The 19451-nt window shown below is 68.6% G+C and carries 21 protein-coding genes; 13 read left to right on the top strand and 8 right to left on the bottom strand.

Features of this window, described 5'->3' with window-relative positions; translation table 11 throughout:
- The first annotated feature begins 62 nt into the window (after nucleotides 1-62).
- From purB to ACO2Q1_RS01255, 3 genes are all read left to right on the top strand, one after another.
- Nucleotides 63-1361 (top strand): adenylosuccinate lyase, encoded by a 1299-nt coding sequence (purB, locus tag ACO2Q1_RS01265; RefSeq protein WP_423327728.1) that lies wholly within the window; start codon nucleotides 63-65, stop codon nucleotides 1359-1361.
- The gene (locus tag ACO2Q1_RS01260; protein ID WP_423327727.1) at nucleotides 1361-1867 is read left to right on the top strand and encodes a DNA-deoxyinosine glycosylase; all 507 of its coding nucleotides are present in this window, start codon (nucleotides 1361-1363) and stop codon (nucleotides 1865-1867) included. The genes purB and ACO2Q1_RS01260 overlap by 1 nt, the downstream gene beginning before the upstream one ends.
- An 88-nt stretch (nucleotides 1868-1955) precedes the next feature.
- A complete protein-coding gene (locus tag ACO2Q1_RS01255; protein WP_423327726.1) occupies nucleotides 1956-2567 on the top strand; it encodes a fasciclin domain-containing protein in 612 nt (203 codons plus the stop codon).
- A gap of 180 nt (nucleotides 2568-2747) precedes the next feature.
- Here the strand turns inward: ACO2Q1_RS01255 and ACO2Q1_RS01250 are convergent, their stop codons facing one another.
- Nucleotides 2748-3071 (bottom strand): DUF1476 domain-containing protein, encoded by a 324-nt coding sequence (locus ACO2Q1_RS01250; protein WP_423327725.1) that lies wholly within the window; start codon nucleotides 3069-3071, stop codon nucleotides 2748-2750.
- A 291-nt stretch (nucleotides 3072-3362) separates the two neighbouring features.
- Between ACO2Q1_RS01250 and purC the strand changes: the two genes are divergently transcribed.
- The 8 genes from purC to ACO2Q1_RS01210 all read left to right on the top strand — a co-directional run bounded on the left by purC (nucleotide 3363) and on the right by ACO2Q1_RS01210 (nucleotide 9291).
- Nucleotides 3363-4121, top strand: a complete 759-nt coding sequence (gene purC / locus ACO2Q1_RS01245) for a phosphoribosylaminoimidazolesuccinocarboxamide synthase (protein ID WP_423327724.1) — start codon at nucleotides 3363-3365, stop codon at nucleotides 4119-4121.
- Complete coding sequence (gene purS, locus ACO2Q1_RS01240; RefSeq protein WP_423327723.1) at nucleotides 4121-4357, top strand: phosphoribosylformylglycinamidine synthase subunit PurS; 237 nt, start codon at nucleotides 4121-4123, stop codon at nucleotides 4355-4357. The genes purC and purS overlap by 1 nt, the downstream gene beginning before the upstream one ends.
- 57 nt (nucleotides 4358-4414) lie before the next feature.
- Nucleotides 4415-4888: a YbhB/YbcL family Raf kinase inhibitor-like protein gene (locus ACO2Q1_RS01235; protein ID WP_423327722.1), complete on the top strand. Its 474-nt coding sequence runs from the start codon at nucleotides 4415-4417 to the stop codon at nucleotides 4886-4888.
- A gap of 112 nt (nucleotides 4889-5000) precedes the next feature.
- Entirely contained in the window at nucleotides 5001-6236 is a 1236-nt protein-coding gene (locus ACO2Q1_RS01230) for an MFS transporter (RefSeq protein ID WP_423327721.1), read from the top strand.
- Between the two features lie 37 nt (nucleotides 6237-6273).
- Nucleotides 6274-6936, top strand: coding sequence for a phosphoribosylformylglycinamidine synthase subunit PurQ (gene purQ / locus ACO2Q1_RS01225; protein WP_423327720.1), 663 nt, complete (start codon nucleotides 6274-6276; stop codon nucleotides 6934-6936).
- A 60-nt stretch (nucleotides 6937-6996) separates the two neighbouring features.
- On the top strand, nucleotides 6997-7485 hold the full coding sequence (gene coaD / locus ACO2Q1_RS01220) for a pantetheine-phosphate adenylyltransferase (RefSeq protein ID WP_423327719.1): 489 nt from the start codon (nucleotides 6997-6999) through the stop codon (nucleotides 7483-7485).
- Nucleotides 7482-8366, top strand: coding sequence for a peptidylprolyl isomerase (locus tag ACO2Q1_RS01215; protein WP_423327718.1), 885 nt, complete (start codon nucleotides 7482-7484; stop codon nucleotides 8364-8366). Before coaD ends, ACO2Q1_RS01215 begins: the two co-directional genes overlap by 4 nt.
- A 31-nt stretch (nucleotides 8367-8397) precedes the next feature.
- The gene (locus ACO2Q1_RS01210) at nucleotides 8398-9291 is read left to right on the top strand and encodes a peptidylprolyl isomerase (RefSeq protein ID WP_423327717.1); all 894 of its coding nucleotides are present in this window, start codon (nucleotides 8398-8400) and stop codon (nucleotides 9289-9291) included.
- A 6-nt stretch (nucleotides 9292-9297) separates the two neighbouring features.
- On the opposite strand, the gene ACO2Q1_RS01205 is transcribed toward ACO2Q1_RS01210, so the two are convergent.
- The gene (locus ACO2Q1_RS01205) at nucleotides 9298-10428 is read right to left on the bottom strand and encodes a Ppx/GppA phosphatase family protein (RefSeq protein WP_423327716.1); all 1131 of its coding nucleotides are present in this window, start codon (nucleotides 10426-10428) and stop codon (nucleotides 9298-9300) included.
- Nucleotides 10429-10574: 146 nt separating this feature from the next.
- On the opposite strand from ACO2Q1_RS01205, the gene hspQ reads away from it, so the two are divergent.
- Entirely contained in the window at nucleotides 10575-10889 is a 315-nt protein-coding gene (gene hspQ / locus ACO2Q1_RS01200; RefSeq protein WP_423327715.1) for a heat shock protein HspQ, read from the top strand.
- A gap of 47 nt (nucleotides 10890-10936) precedes the next feature.
- Nucleotides 10937-11812 (top strand): phenylalanine 4-monooxygenase, encoded by an 876-nt coding sequence (gene phhA / locus ACO2Q1_RS01195; RefSeq protein ID WP_423327714.1) that lies wholly within the window; start codon nucleotides 10937-10939, stop codon nucleotides 11810-11812.
- A gap of 173 nt (nucleotides 11813-11985) precedes the next feature.
- Here the strand turns inward: phhA and ACO2Q1_RS01190 are convergent, their stop codons facing one another.
- From ACO2Q1_RS01190 to ACO2Q1_RS01165, 6 genes are all read right to left on the bottom strand, one after another.
- A complete protein-coding gene (locus ACO2Q1_RS01190; RefSeq protein WP_423327713.1) occupies nucleotides 11986-14202 on the bottom strand; it encodes a TonB-dependent receptor in 2217 nt (738 codons plus the stop codon).
- A 14-nt stretch (nucleotides 14203-14216) separates the two neighbouring features.
- Nucleotides 14217-14453, bottom strand: coding sequence for a hypothetical protein (locus tag ACO2Q1_RS01185; RefSeq protein ID WP_423327712.1), 237 nt, complete (start codon nucleotides 14451-14453; stop codon nucleotides 14217-14219).
- An 89-nt stretch (nucleotides 14454-14542) separates the two neighbouring features.
- The gene (locus tag ACO2Q1_RS01180) at nucleotides 14543-15304 is read right to left on the bottom strand and encodes an alpha/beta fold hydrolase (protein ID WP_423327711.1); all 762 of its coding nucleotides are present in this window, start codon (nucleotides 15302-15304) and stop codon (nucleotides 14543-14545) included.
- Complete coding sequence (locus tag ACO2Q1_RS01175; protein WP_423327710.1) at nucleotides 15297-16472, bottom strand: acyl-CoA dehydrogenase family protein; 1176 nt, start codon at nucleotides 16470-16472, stop codon at nucleotides 15297-15299. Before ACO2Q1_RS01175 ends, ACO2Q1_RS01180 begins: the two co-directional genes overlap by 8 nt.
- 3 nt (nucleotides 16473-16475) lie before the next feature.
- Complete coding sequence (locus tag ACO2Q1_RS01170; protein ID WP_423327709.1) at nucleotides 16476-17651, bottom strand: acyl-CoA dehydrogenase family protein; 1176 nt, start codon at nucleotides 17649-17651, stop codon at nucleotides 16476-16478.
- Nucleotides 17648-19414, bottom strand: coding sequence for a class I adenylate-forming enzyme family protein (locus ACO2Q1_RS01165; protein ID WP_423327708.1), 1767 nt, complete (start codon nucleotides 19412-19414; stop codon nucleotides 17648-17650). The genes ACO2Q1_RS01170 and ACO2Q1_RS01165 overlap by 4 nt, the downstream gene beginning before the upstream one ends.
- Nucleotides 19415-19451: the final 37 nt, after the last annotated feature.

Raw genomic sequence — 19451 nt, 5'->3', positions numbered from 1 at the left:
AAGCGCGGACGGCGGGCGCTTCGCCTTGACTCCCGGGGTGTCTGGACCGACACCCCGCGCCCATGATCAGCCGCTATTCCCGCCCCGAAGCCGTCGCCATCTGGTCCCAGGAGACCAAATATTCGATCTGGTTCGAGATCGAGGCCCACGCCGCCACCAAGATGGCCGAACTGGGCGTCATCCCGGTGCAGGCGGCCGAGACCCTGTGGGCCAAGGGCAAGGACGTGGTGTGGAACGCCGACCGCATCGACGAAATCGAACGCACCACCAAACATGACGTCATCGCCTTCCTGACCCATGTGTCGGAGACCGTCGGCGAGGAAGCCCGCTTCCTGCACCAGGGCATGACGTCCTCGGACGTGCTGGACACCTGTTTCGCGGTGCAGCTGGCGCGCGCCACCGACCTGCTGCTGGGCGGCGTCGACCGGGTGCTGGCGGCGCTGGAGACGCGGGCCAAGGAGCACAAATACACCGTCACCGTCGGCCGCAGCCACGGCATCCACGCCGAGCCGGTGACCTTCGGCCTGAAGCTGGCCGGCTATCACGCCGAGTTCCAGCGGGCGCGCAAACGCCTGGTCACGGCGCGCGAGGAAATCGCCACCTGCGCCATTTCCGGCGCGGTCGGCACCTTCGCCAACGTCGATCCCGCGGTGGAGGTCTATGTCGCCGAACAGATGGGTCTGGCTGTCGAGCCCGTCTCGACCCAGGTGATCCCGCGCGACCGGCACGCCGCCTATTTCGCCGCCCTGGGCGTCGTCGCCTCGTCGATAGAGCGTCTGGCCACCGAGATCCGCCACCTGCAGCGCACCGAAGTCCTCGAAGCCGAGGAGTTCTTCGACAAGGGCCAGAAGGGCTCGTCGGCCATGCCGCACAAGCGCAACCCGATCCTGACCGAGAACCTGACCGGCCTGGCCCGCCTGGTGCGGTCGGCGGTGACCCCGGCGATGGAGAATGTCGCCCTGTGGCACGAGCGGGACATCAGCCACTCCTCGGTCGAGCGCGGCATCGGCCCGGACGCGACGATCCATCTCGACTTCGCCCTGCACCGCCTGGCGGGCGTGGTCGAGCGGCTGAACATCTATCCCGAGAACATGCAGAAAAACCTCGACCGTCTGGGCGGACTGGTCTTCTCCCAGCGCGTGATGCTGGCCCTGACGCAGGCGGGCATCAGCCGCGAGAACGCCTATGCCGCGGTTCAGGAGAACGCCATGAAGGTGTGGCGCGGCGAGGGCCGGTTCATCGATTTCCTGAAGGCCGACGCGCGGGTCACCCTGCCGGACGCCGACCTGGAGGCCCTGTTCGACCTCGGCTACCACACCAAGCACGTGGACACGGTGTTCCAGCGCGTGTTCGGAGGCTGATGCCGGACAAGCGCCACTTCGCGCCCGTCGCCGACACCGGGACCCGCGTCCTGATCCTGGGCAGCCTGCCGGGTGAGGCGTCGCTGAGGGCGGCGCAATACTATGCGCACCCCCAGAACGGCTTTTGGCGCCTGGTCGGCGGCGTGATCGGCAGGGACCTGGCCGCCCTGCCCTACGAGGCCCGGTTGGCGGCGTTGCGGGAGACCGGCGTCGGCCTGTGGGACGTCGTGGCGTCGGCGCGACGGAGCGGCAGTCTGGACAGCGCCATCCGCGACGTTGAACAAGCTGATCTCAAGGGCCTGATCGCGACCCTGCCCGATCTTCGCGCGGTCGGCTTCAACGGTGGGACGGCCGCGCGGATCGGGCGACGGATACTGGGCCAAGGAGACGGCCCCGCCCTGATCGACCTGCCGTCTTCGAGCCCGGCCCATACGATGCCGCTGGAGCGCAAGGCCGAAAGCTGGGCGGTTCTGTCGGCCTATTTGTCGCAGTCCGGCGTCCGTTGAATTCGACGCCGTCCTGCATCCAAACCGGCTGCGGTTCGTAATTCCCGCACAACCGCCATGAGATGCGGTGTTGTGTGGAGAGACCCCAGTGATCACCAAGATGACCCTCGCGGCCGCTGTGTCCGCCGCCGCCCTGCTTGGCCTGTCGGCCTGCAACAGTGAAGCCGAAAAGACCGCCGCCCCGGCGGATGCCGCGCCGATGGCCCCCGCCACGACCGATCCCATGGTCGGCGGCGTCGCCATGAGCCCGAACGACACCATCGTCGCCAACGCCGCCAAGGCCCCCAACCTCTCGACCCTGGTCAGTGCGGTTCAGGCCGCCGATCTGGGCGCGACGCTGAGCGGCGCCGGACCCTTCACGGTCTTCGCGCCGGACAACGCCGCGTTCGAGAAGATCCCGGCCGCGACCCGCGAGGCCCTGATGACGCCGGCGATGAAGGCCGACCTGGCCAAGATCCTGACCTATCACGTGGTGGCGGGCCGCGTGACCGCCGCCGATCTGGCCGCCCGGGCCCAGACGAACGGCGGCAAGGTCGATCTGGACACCGTCCAGGGCGGCAAGCTGACGGCGACCGTCAACGCCGACGGCTCGGTGACCCTGACCGACGCCAAGGGCGGCATGTCGCGCGTCACCCAGGCCGACGTCATGCAGTCGAACGGCGTGGTGCACGTCATCGACACGGTGGTGATGCCGAGCTGAACTTTTCGATGAAACCTTCTTGCGCCCCCCGCATTTGATGAGGGCGCAAGACGCAGATATCGGGTGAGGCTTTCCCCCGAAGCCCCCGACGAAAGAAGGGCCGCACTTCCCCCGGGTGCGGCCCTTCGCTTTTCCTGAAACCTTCCGGCGTCGGCGACGAAGGCCGACGCGCGTTCGGTCTTATTCGCCCGCGCGGATCTGGTCGCGGGCGACGGAGGCCAGTTCGTCCATCTTGGAGCGGATCTCGCCTTCGGACACCGTCAGGCCCGAACCCTTGAAATCGCCGGCCACCTTGCGGAACACATCCTCGTCGCCGGGCTGTTCAAAGTCGGCGCGCACAACGGCCCTGGCGTAGTCCTCGGCGCTTTCCGGCGACAGGCCCATCTTCTCGGCGGCCCAGAGGCCCAGCAGCTTGTTCCGGCGGGCGATGGCGCGGAATTCCTGCTCCTCGTCCAGGGCGAACTTGGCCTCGAAGCCGCGTTCCCGATCGTCGAAAGTCGTCATTGAGCGACCATATGCTCCACACGACGCCCAAATGCCGGGCGACCGGACAGGTCTATAGGGCCCGGATCGGCCAAGGCAACACGGAACCGCGTGAACACGGCGTCCCAGGCGTCGCAGGCTCCGCCCCGGTTCGAACGCCGCCGAGGTTTGTATCCGGACCCCGGTTCCGCTAGACTGAGGCGAAATCATTTCCCGAACGCCCGATTCCAAAGTCGCGCCGTCTGGACCCCGGTCCGGCCGCGCGTTTTTTGTTTCCGGCGCCGGGCCAACTTTCCCGATCGGGACGCCGCGATGAACACCAAGCGCAAGAAGCTCTACGAGGGCAAGGCCAAGATCCTGTACGAAGGACCCGAGCCCGGCACCCTGATCCAGTATTTCAAGGACGACGCCACGGCGTTCAACGCCCAGAAGAAGGCGACGCTGGAGGGCAAGGGCGTCATCAACAACCGCATCAGCGAGTTCGTGATGTCGCGCCTGAACGGCATCGGGGTGACGAACCACTTTATCAAGCGCCTGAACCTGCGCGAGCAGCTGATCCGCGAGGTCGAGATCATCCCGCTGGAGGTCGTCTGCCGCAACGTCGTGGCCGGCAGCCTGGCGACGCGGCTGGGCCAGGCCGAGGGCACGCCCCTGCCCCGCTCGATCATCGAATTCTACTACAAGAAGGATGAGCTCAACGACCCGATGGTCACCGAAGAGCACATCACCGCCTTCAACTGGGCGACGACGCCGGAGATCGACGACATCCTGGCCACCACCCAGCGGGTGAACGACTATCTGTGCGGCCTGTTCAACGGGGTCGGCATCACCCTGGTGGACTTCAAGATCGAATTCGGCCGCGTCTGGGAAGGCGATTTCAGCCGCGTCATCCTGGCCGACGAGATCAGCCCGGACAGCTGCCGCCTGTGGGATTCCACGACGGGCGAGAAGCTGGACAAGGACCGGTTCCGTCGCGACATGGGCAATGTGATCGAATCCTACGCCGAGGTGGCCCGCCGCCTGGGCATCATGAAGGACATGCCGACCGTGATTCAGGGGGGGCTGCACTGATGGCCAAGGTCAAGGCTCATGTGTTCCTGAAGCCCGGCGTGCTGGACGTTCAGGGCAAGGCCGTCGAGGGCGCCCTGAAGGGTCTGGGCTGGGCCGGCGTTTCCGACGCCCGCGTCGGCAAGCTGATCGAGTTCGATCTGGACGGGGTGGACGATCCCGCCGCCGAGGCGAAGAAGATGTGCGAACAGCTGCTCGCCAACACCGTGATTGAAAGCTACCGGATCGAAGTGGTCTGAGCTGACACGGATGAGGCGTTCAGGCGTTCAATCTCGACCCTTTCGGCGGAGACACCCATGAGCTTCACCCTGACCTCGAACGACATCACCGATGGCGGCGTCCTGCCGGACGCCCAGGTCAAGGCGCTGGGGGATACGTCCCCACATCTGAAATGGTCGGGCGCGCCGGAGGGCGTGAAATCCTACGCCGTCACCTGCTATGATCCGGACGCTCCGACCGGGTCGGGTTTCTGGCACTGGACGGTCGCCAACATCCCGGCGGATGTGACCGAACTGGCGACCGGCGCCTCGCCGAACGCCATGCCCGCAGGATCGGTCGAGGGACGCACCGACTATGGCCCGGCCGCGTTCGGCGGAGCGGCTCCGCCTCCGGGTCACGGCCCGCACCGCTATGTCTTCACCGTCTTCGCGGTCGATGTCGAAAAGCTGGACGTGACGACCGACAACTCCGGGGCGATCTTCGGCTTCAACCTGCATTTCCACACCCTGGCCAAGGCGTCGATCACCGCGACCTACGAGAACCAGGGCTGATTGGCCGCTCGGTCGCAATCATAAGTGATCGCCGATAAGTCATGAGGCGTTGAAGGGGCGGCGCGGCGGCCTATCTTGCGGTGCAACATCCGCTCCTCCCCGGATCCCTCCCATGGCCCCCACCGACTGCGGCGTCTGCGCCGACACCGATCTCGCGCGTCTCGAACCCGCCCTGCCCTCGACGCGGGCCGTGGTCCTGACCCTGATCGCCCTGGCCATGGGCGGGTTCGCCATCGGGGTGACCGAGTTCGCGGCCATGAGCGTCCTGCCCGACTTCGCGCGAGGCCTGGGCGTCGATGAACCGACCGGCGGCCATGCGATCAGCGCCTATGCCGCCGGTGTCGTGGTCGGGGCGCCGCTGCTGGCGGTGCTGGGCGCCAAGGCGCCGCGCTGGCTGCTGCTGATCGTCTTCATGGGCCTGTTCGCCGTCGGCAACGGCCTCAGCGCCCTGTCGCCGAGCTTCGAGTGGATGCTGGTGTTCCGTTTCCTGAGCGGCCTGCCGCACGGCGCCTATTTCGGCGTGGCGGCCCTGGTCGCCGCCTCCATCGTGCCGCGCGAGATCCGCACGCGCGCCGTCTCCACCGTCCTGATGGGCCTGACCATCGCCACCGTCATCGGCGTGCCGGTCGCGACCCTGCTCAGCCAGGTCTGGGGGTGGAGATCGACCTTCGTTATCGTTTCGGTTCTCGCGGTCCTCACCATGGCCCTGGTCGCCGCCTTCGCCCCGCGTGATGCGGCCCGGCCCGGAGCCGGCGCCCTGCGCGAGCTGGCCGCGCTGAAGAACCGTCAGGTCTGGCTGACCCTGGGCGTCAGCGCTATCGGCTTCGGCGGCATGTTCGCCGTCTACGCCTATCTGGCCTCGACCCTGCGCGAGGTGACGGGCGTGGGCCCCGAGGTCGCCGCCTGGGTCTTCGCCATCTTCGGCGTCGGCATGTTCACCGGCAATCTGCTCGGCGCCTGGGCCGGAGACCGGTTCGGCTTCAAGGCGGCCGCATTCCTGCTGATCTGGAGCGCGGTCGCCCTGGCCCTCTATCCGGCCGCGTCGCACAGCCTCTGGACCCTGTTCCCCGTTGTCCTGGCCATCGGCGCGGGCGGCGGACTGGGCTCGATCCTCCAGACCCGGCTGATGGATGTGGCGGGCGAGGCCCAGACCCTGGCGGCGGCGCTGAACCATTCGGCCTTCAACACCGCCAATGCGCTTGGGCCGTTGCTGGCGGGCATGGCGGTGGCGGCGGGACTGGGCTGGGGCGCGACGGGCTGGGTCGCTGTGGCCCTGACGCTGGGTGGGCTGGCCATCTGGGTCTGGGCGGCGCTGGTTGGACGGCGATCGCACCACGTCGCCTCCTGACTGACAGTCGGATGGAATCCTGCTACAGGCCCGCGCCATGAGCGCCGCCGTCATCGTCTTCCCTGGTTCCAACTGCGACCGCGACTGCAAGGTCGCCGTCGAACGCTCCACCGGCGAGCGGGTCGAGATGGTCTGGCACGCCGAGACCGAACTGCCTTCGGGTCTTGATCTGATCGTCCTGCCGGGCGGCTTCTCCTACGGCGACTATCTGCGCTGCGGCGCCATGGCGGCCCAGGCCCCGATCATGCAGGCGGTGAAGAAGGCGGCGGACGACGGGGTCGCGGTGGTCGGCATCTGCAACGGCTTCCAGATCCTGTGCGAGGCCGGGATGCTGCCGGGCGCCCTGCTTAGAAATGCGGGCCTGAAATACGTCTGCAAGCCCATCAGCCTGACGGTCGCCAACGGCCAGACCCGGTTCACCTCCGGCTATCAGGGCCAGCGCGAGGTGGTGATGACCCAGGGCAACGGCGACGGAAACTATTTCGCCGACGCCGAGACCCTGGCCCGGATCGAGGGCGAGGGCCAGGTCGTGTTCCGCTATGTCGACAACCCGAACGGCTCGGTCGCCGACATCGCCGGCATCCAGAACGCGCGCGGAAACGTGCTGGGCATGATGCCCCACCCTGACCGCGCCTTCGAGGCGGAGCTCGGCTCGGCCGACGGCGCCGTCCTGTTCCAGAGCGTCATGGCGGCGGCTTGACGGGCTAGGCCGCGTCTTTCGCACCTGCTAACTAGCCGCAAACGGCGGGGAGGCGGCGCCATGCGCATCGGGCTGTATCCGGGGACCTTCGACCCGGTCACCAACGGACATCTGGACATCATCGGCCGGGCCGTGAAGCTGGTCGATCGGCTGGTGGTCGGCGTGGCCCAGAACGACGACAAGGGCCCGCTGTTCTCGACCGCCGAGCGTGTCGAGATGCTGCAGTCCGAGGTGGCCGGCTTCGGCGCCGACATCCAGGTGCGGCCCTTCGCCAGCCTGCTGATGCATTTCGCCGAGGAACTGGACGCCGCCGTGATCGTGCGCGGCCTGCGCGCCGTCGCCGACTTCGAATACGAGTTCCAGATGACAGCGATGAACCAGCGCCTCAATCAGGACATCGAGACCGTGTTCCTGATGGCCGATCCGCGCCATCAGGCGATCGCCTCGCGTCTCGTCAAGGAAATCGCCCGTCTGGATGGACGGATCGACAGTTTCGTGCCCCCGGCCGTCGCCGAGCGGGTCCGCCAGAAGGTCAAGCCCGCCCCATGATCCGTCGCCTCGCGTCCGCCCTCGCCTGCTCCGCCGCCCTGTCCGCCATCGCCGGGTCCGCCTTGGCCCAGTCCACGCCAGGCGCCCCGACGACGCCGCTTCTGGCGTCCGACCAATGGCGCACGGTGGCGCCGGAGGATCTGCTGGTCATCGACACCTCCAAGGGGCGGATCACCGTCGCCCTCGATCGGCGCATGGCCCCCGCCCATGTCGACCGCATCCAGACCCTGGCGCGCCAGAACTTCTACGACGGTCTGAAATTCCATCGCGTCATCGCCGGCTTCATGGCCCAGACCGGCGATCCCCAGGGCACCGGCCAGGGCGGCAGCGAACTGCCTGACGTGGCGGGAGAGTTCCGGTTCCGGCGCGGTCGCGACGGTGCCTTCCAGCCCACGGCAGGAGCCGGTCCCGGCCATATGGGTTATTTCGACGGCGTCGCCGTTCTGACCCAGCCCGACGCCCAGATGTTCGTGACGGCAGACATGAAGGTCCCGGCCAACGCCGTCTTCTGTCCCGGCGTGGCGGGCATGGCGCGCGCCGGTTCGCCGGACAGCGCCAACAGCCAGTTCTTCCTGATGACCGGCCGCTCGGACGTCCTGTTCGGCCAGTACACCGCCTTCGGCCGCGTGCTGTCGGGCCTCGAGAGGGTCCGCGCCCTGAACGCCGGGTCAGAGGCGAACAACGGCACGGTGGCCAATCCCGATGTGATGACGCGGGTTCGACTGGCGTCGGACCTGCCGGTCGGCGAACGCCCGACCGCCCGGATCATGGACCCGCGCAGCCCTACCTTCGTCGCGCGCGTGAACGCGGCGCGCAGCGGCCCGGCATTGACCTTCGATCCCTGCACGGTCGAAGTTCCCGCAGAGGTGACGGGCGGCTGATCACGCGCGTCGCGATTCGGGAGCGACGACGATGACGACACGGACACCCCTGGCGGCGATGGCCGCGGGGACGCTGCTGGCGGCCGCCTCCTCGGCCTGGTCACAGGCCGCTGAAACCCCGCCCCCGGCCGGCGCGCCGGCGTCCGAGTGGCGCACGGTGCCGCCGGAGAACCTGCTGGTCATCGACACGACCAAGGGCCGCATCCTGGTGGAGATGATCCCCGAGATCGCCCCCGGACATGTGGAGCGGATGCGGCTGCTGGCGCGGGCCGCCTTCTTCGACAATCTGAAATGGCATCGGGTCATCGACTATTTCATGGCCCAGACCGGCGACCCGCTGGGAACGGGCGACGGCCAGAGCGCCTGGCCCGACCTGAAGGCCGAATTCACCTTCCGGCGCGGCCCCGAGACCCCGTTCCAGCCGACGGCGGCGCCGGCCGGGGCCCTGGTGGGCTTTCTGCACGCCCTGCCGGTCCAGACCCAGCCCGACGCGCTGATGGCCCAGACCGGAGACGGCAAGGTGCACGGCTGGGGTCTGTACTGTCCGGGCGTGGCGGGCATGGCGCGGGACGACAATCCGGATTCCGCCAACAGCCAGTTCTTCATCATGCGTCAGGCCTATCCGTCGCTGGACAAGCGCTACACCGTCTGGGGCGTGGCCGTGGCCGGGCTCGACGTGGTGCGGACGCTGAATTTCGGCACCGACGCCTCCGGCCTGGTGGCCCAGCCCGACCTGATGACGCGCGTCAGGGTCGCGGCCGATCTGGCGGAGGCCGAACGGCCCGTGGCGCAGGTGCTCGATCCAGCCTCGCCCCGGTTCCGCGACCTGGTGCGACAGGCGCGTGAGGCCCGTGGGGCGGATTTCTCGGCCTGTGACGTGACCTTGCCGGTTCAGGTGACGGGCGGAACGCCGTCGGGCGGCTAGATCCGATCAGGACCCCGGTCGGCGGCGGCGGCGGCGCGGCCCCCGATCGGCGCGCATCCGCTCCAGCAGCAGACCCTCGCGCAGCCCGCGATCGGCCACCCGCACCCGCTCGCATGGCCAGGCCCGCTGGACGGCCTCGAGGATCGCCGCGCCCGCCAGCACCAGGTCGGCGCGGTTCGGACCGATGCAGGCCTCGGCCGCCCGGCCCTCGGCGCCGAGATCGCGCAGTCGCCGGGTCGCGGCGTCGCACTCGGTCCGGGTCATCCAAAGGCCGTCGACGCGGTCCCGCTGATACCGCTCGAGGTTCAGGTGGATTCCGGCCAGGCTGGTGATGGCCCCGGACGTGCCGACCAGATGACTGGGGCCGGATCGCCGCAGGGCGTCCAAATCCTCCCGAAAGGCGCCGCCGGCCTTCAGCGCCGAGGTCATGTCGGCGACCATGGCCTCGAACCAGGCGTCGGCGTCGGCCGCCTCGGCTTCCGGATGGCGTTCGGCCAGGCTGACGACGCCCACGGGCGCCGACATCCAGGCCAGGGTGCGCATGTCGCGACCGTCGCGCCTCAGCCAGGACAGTTCGGTCGAGCCGCCGCCGACGTCGATCACAAGGACCGCCCGTGCGCGGGGATCGAACAGGTTCAGGCACCCCTGAACCGACAGGCGCGCCTCTTCTTCCGCGCCGATGATGCGCAGATCCAGACCGGTGCCGTCGCGAACCCGAGCGACGAACTCGGCGCCGTTTTCCGCGGCCCGGCACGCCTGGGTGGCGACGGCGCTCAGGCGCGAGGGGTCGACCCCTTTACGGCGAATCCGCTCGGCGCAATGGGCCAGGGCGTCATAGGTGCGGTCCATGGCGGCCGAGTCCAGCCGCCCGGTGCGCGACAGGCCTTCGCCCAGACGCACGATGCGGCTGAAACTGTCGACGACGCGGAAGCCGTCGCGGTTCGGCCGCGCCATCAGCAGCCGACAGTTGTTGGTCCCCAGATCCAGGGCGCCGTAAATGGGCGCGCCCGACGTCGAGGCCGGCGCCGACGAAGACTCGGACGACGCCTGCCCTGTGCTGGAAGCGGCGCGGGGTCCGGATCGGCGGCGCGGGGACCGATCGTCGCGCCTCCCCGGCGCGGCGTCTCGTTCCGGCATGGGCCGAACTTTCGTTGTGGGCGCACCGTGGCGGCGCCCGTCAGCATACAGACTAGTCGCTGGCGCCGTTCAGGCAAGCGAAGGATGACCCCCACATGAACGGCGCCTTCCGGCCAGGGTCATTTTCAATGGTGCAGGATCGGCGCATGACCCGCATCAGCACAGCCCGTTTCGCCATCGGTCAGATCGTTCGCCACCGCGAGCAGGCCTTTCGCGGCCTCGTGATCGACGTGGACGCCGAATACGCCGGCGCGCCCGATGCGCCCCAGCCGGCCGACCGGCTGCAGCCCTTCTATCGTGTCCTGGCCATGGGCGAGGAGGCGGGGTTCCTGGTCTACGCCGCCGAGCGCATCCTGGAGGCTGATCCCGACGAAGACCGCCTGTCGCAGGAAGACGCGGCGCGCTGGCTCAGCGTCGACGCGCAGGGCCACCATGCGCCGCCGCACATGCCCATCCACTAGATCGTAACCGGCCACGGGCCTAGAAAGGCGCTCACAGGAGGCTCGCCATGTCCGATTTCGAGCACGTGTTCGACACCCCCCCGCCCGGCGCCGCCGCCGACTGGACCATCAGCCAGAACTGGCGCGCCTATACCGAGGAGGAGCACCAGACCTGGGACATCCTCTACGCCCGTCAGATGGAGATCCTGCCCGGCCGCGCCTGTGAGGCCTTCCTGAAGGGCACGAGGGCGCTGGATCTGGGCGGGGGCGGCATTCCCGATCTGTCGCTGCTGAACCCCAGGCTCAAGGCCCTGACCGGCTGGGAGGTGGTGTGCGTGCCCGGCCTGGTGCCGGACGCCGTCTTCTTCGACCACCTGGCCAACAAGAGGTTCGTTTCGGGCCAATTCATCCGTCGTCGCGACCAGTTGGACTACCTCCAGGAGCCGGACATCTTTCACGACGTCTTCGGCCATGTGCCGATGCTGACCGATCCCGATTTCGCCGACTACATGCAGGCCTATGGCCGGGGCGGTCAGCGGGCGGCGTCCCTGGGCAAGCTGGACAATCTGGCGAGGCTGTACTGGTACACGGTCGAGTTCGGACTGATCGAGGAGGCGGGCGGCGTCCGGCTGTTCGGCGCGGGGATCGTGTCCTCGGCCACCGAGAGCGTCTTCGCCCTGGAAGACCCATCGCCCAACCGGCTCGGCTTCGACCTGTTGCGGGTGATGCGGACCCGGTACCGGATCGACGATTTCCAGCAGACCTATTTCGTCATCCCCTCGGTCGAGGAGTTGAAGGCCGTGACGCTGCGCGATTTCGGGCCGGTCTATGCGGCGCTGGACCAGGACGGGGAGCACGATCCCGAGACGATCCTGGCGACCGATCGGGTCTTCACCCGCGGCACCCAGGCCTACGCACGCAAGGGCGGACGCTTCGCCGCCTGAAACGCGAAAAGAGGGACCGGAGGCGCGGTCGCGCCCCCGGCCAGTCGCCCCCGACGCCGGAGCCGGGGGTGGGACGAACGTCAGCGAGCGGCGTGCAAGGTCGCGCCGTCCAGACCTGACGAAGACGATGTGGCGAAGCGGCCCGGCGGAAATATCCCGCCGGGCCCTTTGCGTCAGAAACGGCTGCGCAGGGTCAGGCCGTAGGTGCGCGGGGCGCCCAGGAAGGCGTTGTAGACGCTGATGGCGTCGTTGTTCTCGTCCACCTGGAACGGGCCGTTGAAGCCGACCTGCAGATAGTCCTGGTCGGTCAGGTTCTGGGCCCAGGCTTCCAGCGTCCAGCGTTCGTCCTCGGAGCCGATGGCGATGCGGGCGTTCACCAGGGTGTAGGCCTCCTGGAACTTGGAGGGATGCAGGTCCGACCCGGTGTTGTAGTCGCCCATGTATTTGGCCGAGACATTGCCGCGGAACTTCAGACCCGAGCCGATCGACCGCTCATAGGTGGCCGCCAGCGAGCCCGACCATTCCGGCGCGAACGACAGCTGGGCGCCCGGCAGGCGGCGCAGGCTGTTGAAGCGGCTGGGCACCAGCAGGTCCGCAGCGACGAAGGGGCTGATGGTGGTCTCGGCGTTGGTCAGGCCGCCCTGCAGGGTCAGGCCCTCGATCGGCGGGAACCACATCAGATCCAGATCGAAGCCCTTGGAGATCACCTCGGGCAGGGTCTCGACGATGAAGGCCGTGCCCACGAAGGTGTTGAGCTGGAAGTCCTCATAGGTCTGGTGGAACCAGGCGCCGTTCAGCGACATGGCGCCGTCGAACAGCCTCAGCTTGGTCCCGACCTCATAGGAATCCACATATTCGCCGCGGAAGGCGGTGTTGGGATCGGCCGTGAAGTTCGGCCCCGTGGCGGTGATCAGGATCGCCTGCTCACGATCCAGGTTGAAGCCCCCGGCCTTGAAGCCCCGCGAATAGGAGGCGTAGGCCATGGCCCCTTCGGTGAAGTCGTACTTCAGCTTCATCGTGCCGGTGACGGCGTCCTCGGATCGTTCCTGGGTGAAGGTCCCCAGGGCGTCGAAGTCGTTGTTCTGGCTGTTCAGGCACAGGCCGCCGACGATGGTCTGGGCGGTGGCGGAGCCCAGCAGACCGGCGAGCGGAAGGAAGGCGCCCTCGGCCTGATCGCAGGACGTGCCGGTCGAGGTGTAGGTCGAGGTCAGAGACTTGTCGTCGACCGTCCAGCGGGCGCCGATGTTCAGGGTCAGCTTGGACGTCAGGGCCGCATTGATGTCGGCGAAGACGGCGAAGGTGTCGCCGGTCTGATCATAGCTGTCGCGCGATCCGTTGCCCGGCTGGAAGATGGCCGCCGGCGTCAGGCCGATCAAGCCCGGCACCCCGCCCAGCACCCGGCCGGCGAAATAGGCGTAGTAGTCGCTGCCGTAGAGCAGGGCCGAGCCGCTCTCCAAATCCTCGGTGGCGTAGAAGGCGCCCAGCAGCCAGTCGATCGGGCCGGAGTTTCCGGCCAGACGCAGTTCCTGCGAGAACTGGCCGAAGTCGGTGAAGTTGGACCCGTCGCTGGGACGATAGACCAGGTCGGCCGAGGTGAAGTCGCTGTCCTGGCCGCTGATGATGTTCCAGGACCGCGCCGCTGTGATCGAGGTCAGGGAGACCTCCGGCGACAGGTCGATGTCCAGTTGCAGGGAGACGCCCTTGTCCTCGATGTCCTGCAGGGTGTCGCGGTTGCTACGGGCGCGCCGATCGAACGGCGTCGCCGTCGTATCGACCGAGTCCGGCCGGACCGCGTTGATCAGATTGGCGCGCGAGTTGGCGGCCTGACCGACGAACAGCTGGGTCGCGGCGCAGCAGTTCTCTTCCCGCTTGGAATAGTCGACGATCAGCCGGGCCGAGACGTTGTCGCTGGGCAGCCACAGCAGCTGGCCGCGTCCGGTCCAGAAGTCCTGATCGTTGTCCTCGGTGAGGGTGCGCGGCCCCGGACCGGTGGAGACGTCCATGAAGCCGTCACGGGTGCGCCGCGCGACATAGAAGCGACCGGCCAGGCTGTCGCCGATGATCGGGCCGGTGACGGAGGCCGAGCCGCCCATCGCCCCGTAGTTGCCGAAGGTCAGCTCCGCATTGCCGCCGAAGGTGAAGGACGGACGCTGGGTCAGGATGTTGATGACGCCCGCGGAGGCGTTCTTGCCGAAGATGGTGCCCTGGGGCCCCTTCAGCACCTCGATGCGCTCCATCTCGCCCAGGTCGCCGAAGCCGACGCCGTTGCGCGGGCGATAGACGCCGTCGATCGTCACGAGCACCGAGCTTTCGAGGCCGGGGTTGTCGCCGACGGTGCCGACGCCGCGGACGCGGGCTGTCGTGATCGCCTCGTTCGAGGTCGAGGTCACCGTCAGGCCGGGAGTCAGGATCTGCAGGTCCTGATGTCCTTCACGCCGGCGTCGGTCAGCAGCTGTTCGCTGATGGCGGTGACCACCGACGGAACGTCCTGCAGGCTCTGTTCGCGCTTGTTGGCGGTGACGATGACGTCGTCGACCGAAGTGGGCTGGTCCTGCTGGGCGACGGCGCCGCCGGCGGCCAGTGTGGCGATGGCGAAGGCGGCGAGCGATGCGCCGGTCCGAAGCCGTTGATGGGTCCTCATGATGGTCTTCCTCCCTCTGTGCGGTTGATCCGCTGTTGTGTGGTTACGCAGGTACTGGAAGTCTCTGGCCGCCCTTCCTCGGGAGGCGGTCAGTTCACGAAGGCGACGATCGACTCCGCGAATTCGGGGATGCCGCACACGCCCAGATGCGTGCCCGGCAGGATGATGAGTTCGGCGTCCGGCAAGGCGTCGGCGAGACGCTGCGGATGGCGCGCCAGCGGGTCCTGATCGCCAGCGACGAGGCGTGTCGGCATGCGAACCTTGTCCAGGGCGATGGGGGCGGCGTGCAGCGACCGAGCCTGGGCCGCCAGCGCCTTCAGATGACCGCCGGTGCGCTCGGCGAAGATGCGGAACTCGGCCACGCCCGGATGCATGTCGGCGGGCCGCTGATCGGCCTCCAGCGCCGCGATCAGCGCGCCGGGCGGCAAAAGCCGGGTCTCGACGCCGCCCAGATCGATGACCGCCTCGCCGACGCCGCCGATCCAAAGACGCCGCACCCGGTCATCGCCCGACGCGAAGATCAGGGCGGTGACCGCGCCCATCGAATATCCCGCAAGATCGACCTGTTTGACGCCCAGATGATCGAGCAGTTCACCGACATCCCTGGCCAGTCGAACCTCGCCATAGAGGGCCGGATCGGTCGGGGCGTCCGAAGTCCCGTGTCCCCGCGCGTCGATGGCGATGACCTGCCGGCCGCCATCAAGGAGCGCCTGGACCACCCCCGTCCCGTGCCAGTTCAGCAGGGCGCTGGCGGCGAAGCCGTGGTGCAGTAAGACCGGCGGCCGCTCGCCCGCCTCGCCCCAGACGAAATAGTTCAGGCGCACGCCGTCCGAGGCCCGGAAGTCAGGCATCGACCAGACCTCCATCCAGGTCGGCGGTGGAGGCCGGAGTAAGGGAGATGAAGCGGCGCAGGTGCGGCTCGATCCCGCCCAGCTGCTGTTCGATGACCGAGGCGCGTTTGAAATAGTGGCTGAGCGCCAGTTCGTCGGTCATGCCGATGCCGCCGTGGGTCTGGACCGCCGCCTGGCTGACGAAACGCAGGGCGCGCGCGACCCCGACCTTGGCCGCCGAGACGGCGCGGGCCCGCTGGGCCGCCGGGGCGTCCAGATGGAGCGTGGCCATATAGGTCAGAGACGTGGCCAGCTCGACGGCGGCGAAGGTGTCCGCCAACCGGTGCTGCAGCACCTGGAACTGGCCGATGGGTCGGCCGAACTGCTTCCTCTGCTTCACATAGTCCAGGGTCTGGTCATGGAGCTGCGACAGCACCCCGACCGCCTCCGCGCACTGGCCGGCGACGGCCTCGTCCAGCGCCGGGGCGATGACGCCGTCGAAGGCGTCCTCGCCCAGGAGCGCATCGGCGGGGAGGACCAGCCCATCGAAGGCCACCTCCGCCGCGCGTCGGCCGTCGACAGTCGGATAGGCGCGGATCGAAAGGCCCTCCCCCGCCGACGCGACATCGATCAGGAACAGGCCGATGCCCGCCTCGTCGGTCGCGGCGCCCGAGGTCCGGGCCGAAACGATCAGGTGGCTGGCCCACGGCGCCGCCGACACCACCGCCTTGGCGCCGTCCAGCCGCCAGCCGTCGCCCTCGCGCCGCGCCGTGGTCTCGACCCTCAGCAGGGCGTGGCGTCCCGCCGCCTCCTCATGGGCGAAGGCGACGATGGCCTGACCCTCGGCGATGGTGGCCATCAGGGCCTCAGCCTGTGCGCCGCCCGCCCGTTTCAGCAGGCCGACGCCCAGCACCGCCGTCTCCAGATACGGCTCCAGCGCCAGCGCGCGGCCGATGGCGCGCATGACGATCATCGCCTCCACCCCGCCGCCGCCCAGCCCCCCGGCCTCTTCCGGAACAAGGGCGCCGAGGACGCCGAGCTCCTCGGCCAGGGCCTTCCAGACCTCGGGCCGCCAGCCGGCGTCCGAAGCCACGGCGCGACGGCGCGCCTCCAGGTCATAGGCGCCCGTCAGATAGCCGTTCACCGCATCGGCCAGCAGGGTCTGTTCCTCGGAAAACTCGAAATCCATCCGTCAGAGCCCCAGAACCATCTTGGCGATGATGTTGCGCTGGATCTCGTTCGAGCCGCCGAAGATCGAGGTCTTGCGCATGTTGAAATAGGTCGGCGCCGCGCGACCGGCCCAGACCGGCCCCACAGGGCCCAGATTGCCGGATCGGATGGCCCGCGCGTCCGGCAGGGCATAGGCGCCGACGGCCTCAACCATCAGTTCGGTCAGCCGCTGCTGCACCTCCGTGCCCTTGATCTTGAGCAGGGAGGATTCCGGCCCCGGCCCCTTGCCGGCGCTTTCGCGCGCCAGGGTGCGCAGCTCGGTGTATTCCAGCGCCAGGAGGTCGATCTCCAGATCCGCCAGCTTGCGCTGATAGACCGGATCATCGGCCAGACCCTCGGCCTCGGCGACGGCGCGCAGCTTGTTCAGGGCGTTCTTGGAGGCCGCGACCCCGGCGATATTGGTCCGCTCGTGGGCCAGCAGGAACTTGGCGCAGGTCCAGCCCTTGTTTTCCTCATAGATGCGGTTCTCGACCGGGACGCGGACGTCCTCCAGCCAGACCTCATTGACCTCATGAGCGCCGTCCAGGGTGATGATCGGCCGCACGGTGACGCCCGGAGACTTCATGTCGATCAGCAGGAAGCTGATCCCCTCCTGCGCCTTGGCGTCGGGATCGGTGCGGACGAGGAAGAAGCCCCAGTCGGCGTATTGCGCCAGGGTCGTCCAGGTCTTCTGGCCGTTGACGACATAGTGGTCGCCATCCCTCACCGCCCGCGTCGTCAGGCTGGCCAGGTCGGAGCCCGCGCCGGGCTCCGAATAGCCCTGGCACCACCAGATGTCGCCAGACAGGGTCGGAGGCAGGAAGCGCGCCTTCTGCTCGGCCGTGCCGAAGGTGTAGATCACCGGCCCGACCATGCTGATGCCGAACGGCGGCAGGCGGATGGTGTCGGCGGCGGCCAGTTCATTGGCCAGCAGGTGTTTCTGCGTCGGCGTCAGGCCCGGACCGCCATATTCGACCGGCCAGCCCGGCGCGATCCATCCCGCCTTCGCCAGGGCCCGATGCCAGGACAGATAGTCCTCGCGGCCCGGATGCTCTCCAGCCTTCTGGCGCGCCCGCAGCTCGGGCGGATACTCCGAAGCGATGAAGGCGCGGACGGCGTCGCGAAAGGCGATATCCTCGGGCGAGAAGTCGAGATTCATTGCGCAGTCTCTCTGGCCAGCGCCGCCTTCAGGTCCGGCTTGACGATCTTGCCTGCGGCGTTGCGGGGCAGCATGCCGGACGAAATCCGCACCTCCGCCGGGACCTTGAAGGCCGCCAGCCGTTCGGCGACGAAGGCGCGCAGGGCTTCGGCCCCGACCCTCTGGCCGGGCAGCAGGGAGACGAAGGCCACGGCCTCCTCGCCCAGCAAGGGATGTGGTCGGGACACCAGGGCGGCCTCGACCACCGCCGGGTGGGCGTAGAGGACGTCCTCGACCTCCTGGCAGTAGATGTTCTCGCCGCCGCGGATGATGACGTCCTTCTTGCGGTCGACGATGAAGACGAAGCCTTCTTCGTCGATGCGGGCGATGTCGCCTGTCTTGACCCAGCCGTCGACGAAGGTCTCGGCCGTCTCCTTCGGCTTGTTCCAGTAGCCCTTCACGATATTCGGCCCATAGGCCATCAACTCGCCGACCTCGCCGGTCGGCAGGGCGTTCCCGGCCTCGTCGACCACCTTGACCTCGCTGACCGGCATGGCCGGGCCGCAGGACAGGGGCCGGTGCAGATAGTCCTCGGCCAGATGGTGGGTGTGGGTGGCGCTGGTCTCGGTCATGCCCCAGCCCGAGCCGGGCGCGGCCTTCATGTCGGCGGCGATCTTCCTGACCAGGGTCTCGGGCGCCGGGGCCCCGCCATAGGCGACGATCTCCAGCGAGGACAGGTCGTGGTTGGCGCGTTCCGGGCAGCTGAGGACGGCGATGGCCACCGCCGGCACGCCGCCGATGGTCTGGATCCCTTCGCGCTCGATCAGGGCGCAGGCCTCGGCCGGCTCGAACCGGCGCTGGCAGACCAGCTTCTGACCCAGGGCCACGGCCGGCAGCAGGACGGCGTTGCAGCCCGTGGTGTGGAAGAAGGGAATGGAGACCAGGCCCACCCGCTGGGGCGCGTCCGGATCGGGGGTCGGAACAGCCTCGCCGCGCCGGATCATTGACCGGACCAGGCTGAACTGGGCGGCCATCAGGCTGCAGCCCGCGTTGCGATGGGTGCCCAGGGCGCCCTTGGGCACGCCGCTTGTGCCCGAGGTGTAGAACAGGACCGCCGGGTCCTCGGGGTCGATGGCGACCGGCGGCAGGGCGCCTTCGGGCAGGGACGCCCAGTCGGCGGGACGGCCGATGACGCTTTCCAGCGTCCGGATGCGGGGATCGGCCGGCTCGGCCTCGGCGCGGCAGACATAGAGGCGCGCCACGTCCGGCGCTCCGCCAAGAAGGGGCTCGACCCGCGCCAGCCGCTCCGGATCCATGATGGCCACGGTCGAGCCAGAATCGGTCAGACCGTAAAGCAGCTCCGGCCCGCTCCACCAGGCGTTCAGGGCGACGACCACCGCACCGGTCAGCACCCCTGCGAAGAAGGCGACCGGCCATTCCGGCAGGTTGCGCATGGCCAGGGCCACCCGGTCGCCCGGCTGGACCCCCGCCGCCTGAAGCTCGGCAGCCAGGGCCAGGCTGGCGCGCATGAAGGCGTCGAAGCTGACCCGGTCGTCCTCATAGACGATGAAAGTCTTCTGGCCGTGCGCCTTGGCCGCCATGAAGGTGTGGCGCAGGGTCGGCGGGGCGTTCTTCCACCATTTGACCGGCCGCCCGTCGATCTGGATCGTCTCGATCTCGAAGGGCGCGCCCGTCGCCGTCAGGGCCGCGTGGGCGTGCGCCAGGCTGAGCACGGGCCAGGCGGGGTGTTCGGGAGACGGCGTCCGGTTCGCGGTCTGGGTCATAGGGGCGGCTTCCTCGACAATGGCCACGTTGATCGCA

Origin of the sequence: Brevundimonas sp. VNH65, assembly GCF_049445955.1 — a bacterium.
Classification (GTDB): domain Bacteria; phylum Pseudomonadota; class Alphaproteobacteria; order Caulobacterales; family Caulobacteraceae; genus Brevundimonas.
This window is presented reverse-complemented; position numbering and strand designations above follow the sequence as displayed.

Excerpts from the sequence above, each read along its gene's own strand:
- purB (WP_423327728.1), top strand. The coding sequence starts at position 63 with ATGATCAGCCGCTATTCCCGCCCCGAAGCCGTCGCCATCTGGTCCCAG.
- ACO2Q1_RS01260 (WP_423327727.1), top strand. The coding sequence starts at position 1,361 with ATGCCGGACAAGCGCCACTTCGCGCCCGTCGCCGACACCGGGACCCGC.
- ACO2Q1_RS01250 (WP_423327725.1), bottom strand. The coding sequence starts at position 3,071 with ATGACGACTTTCGACGATCGGGAACGCGGCTTCGAGGCCAAGTTCGCC.
- purC (WP_423327724.1), top strand. The coding sequence starts at position 3,363 with ATGAACACCAAGCGCAAGAAGCTCTACGAGGGCAAGGCCAAGATCCTG.
- purS (WP_423327723.1), top strand. The coding sequence starts at position 4,121 with ATGGCCAAGGTCAAGGCTCATGTGTTCCTGAAGCCCGGCGTGCTGGAC.
- ACO2Q1_RS01235 (WP_423327722.1), top strand. The coding sequence starts at position 4,415 with ATGAGCTTCACCCTGACCTCGAACGACATCACCGATGGCGGCGTCCTG.
- ACO2Q1_RS01230 (WP_423327721.1), top strand. The coding sequence starts at position 5,001 with ATGGCCCCCACCGACTGCGGCGTCTGCGCCGACACCGATCTCGCGCGT.
- purQ (WP_423327720.1), top strand. The coding sequence starts at position 6,274 with ATGAGCGCCGCCGTCATCGTCTTCCCTGGTTCCAACTGCGACCGCGAC.
- coaD (WP_423327719.1), top strand. The coding sequence starts at position 6,997 with ATGCGCATCGGGCTGTATCCGGGGACCTTCGACCCGGTCACCAACGGA.
- ACO2Q1_RS01215 (WP_423327718.1), top strand. The coding sequence starts at position 7,482 with ATGATCCGTCGCCTCGCGTCCGCCCTCGCCTGCTCCGCCGCCCTGTCC.
- ACO2Q1_RS01210 (WP_423327717.1), top strand. The coding sequence starts at position 8,398 with ATGACGACACGGACACCCCTGGCGGCGATGGCCGCGGGGACGCTGCTG.
- ACO2Q1_RS01205 (WP_423327716.1), bottom strand. The coding sequence starts at position 10,428 with ATGCCGGAACGAGACGCCGCGCCGGGGAGGCGCGACGATCGGTCCCCG.
- hspQ (WP_423327715.1), top strand. The coding sequence starts at position 10,575 with ATGACCCGCATCAGCACAGCCCGTTTCGCCATCGGTCAGATCGTTCGC.
- phhA (WP_423327714.1), top strand. The coding sequence starts at position 10,937 with ATGTCCGATTTCGAGCACGTGTTCGACACCCCCCCGCCCGGCGCCGCC.
- ACO2Q1_RS01185 (WP_423327712.1), bottom strand. The coding sequence starts at position 14,453 with ATGAGGACCCATCAACGGCTTCGGACCGGCGCATCGCTCGCCGCCTTC.
- ACO2Q1_RS01180 (WP_423327711.1), bottom strand. The coding sequence starts at position 15,304 with ATGCCTGACTTCCGGGCCTCGGACGGCGTGCGCCTGAACTATTTCGTC.
- ACO2Q1_RS01175 (WP_423327710.1), bottom strand. The coding sequence starts at position 16,472 with ATGGATTTCGAGTTTTCCGAGGAACAGACCCTGCTGGCCGATGCGGTG.
- ACO2Q1_RS01170 (WP_423327709.1), bottom strand. The coding sequence starts at position 17,651 with ATGAATCTCGACTTCTCGCCCGAGGATATCGCCTTTCGCGACGCCGTC.
- ACO2Q1_RS01165 (WP_423327708.1), bottom strand. The coding sequence starts at position 19,414 with ATGACCCAGACCGCGAACCGGACGCCGTCTCCCGAACACCCCGCCTGG.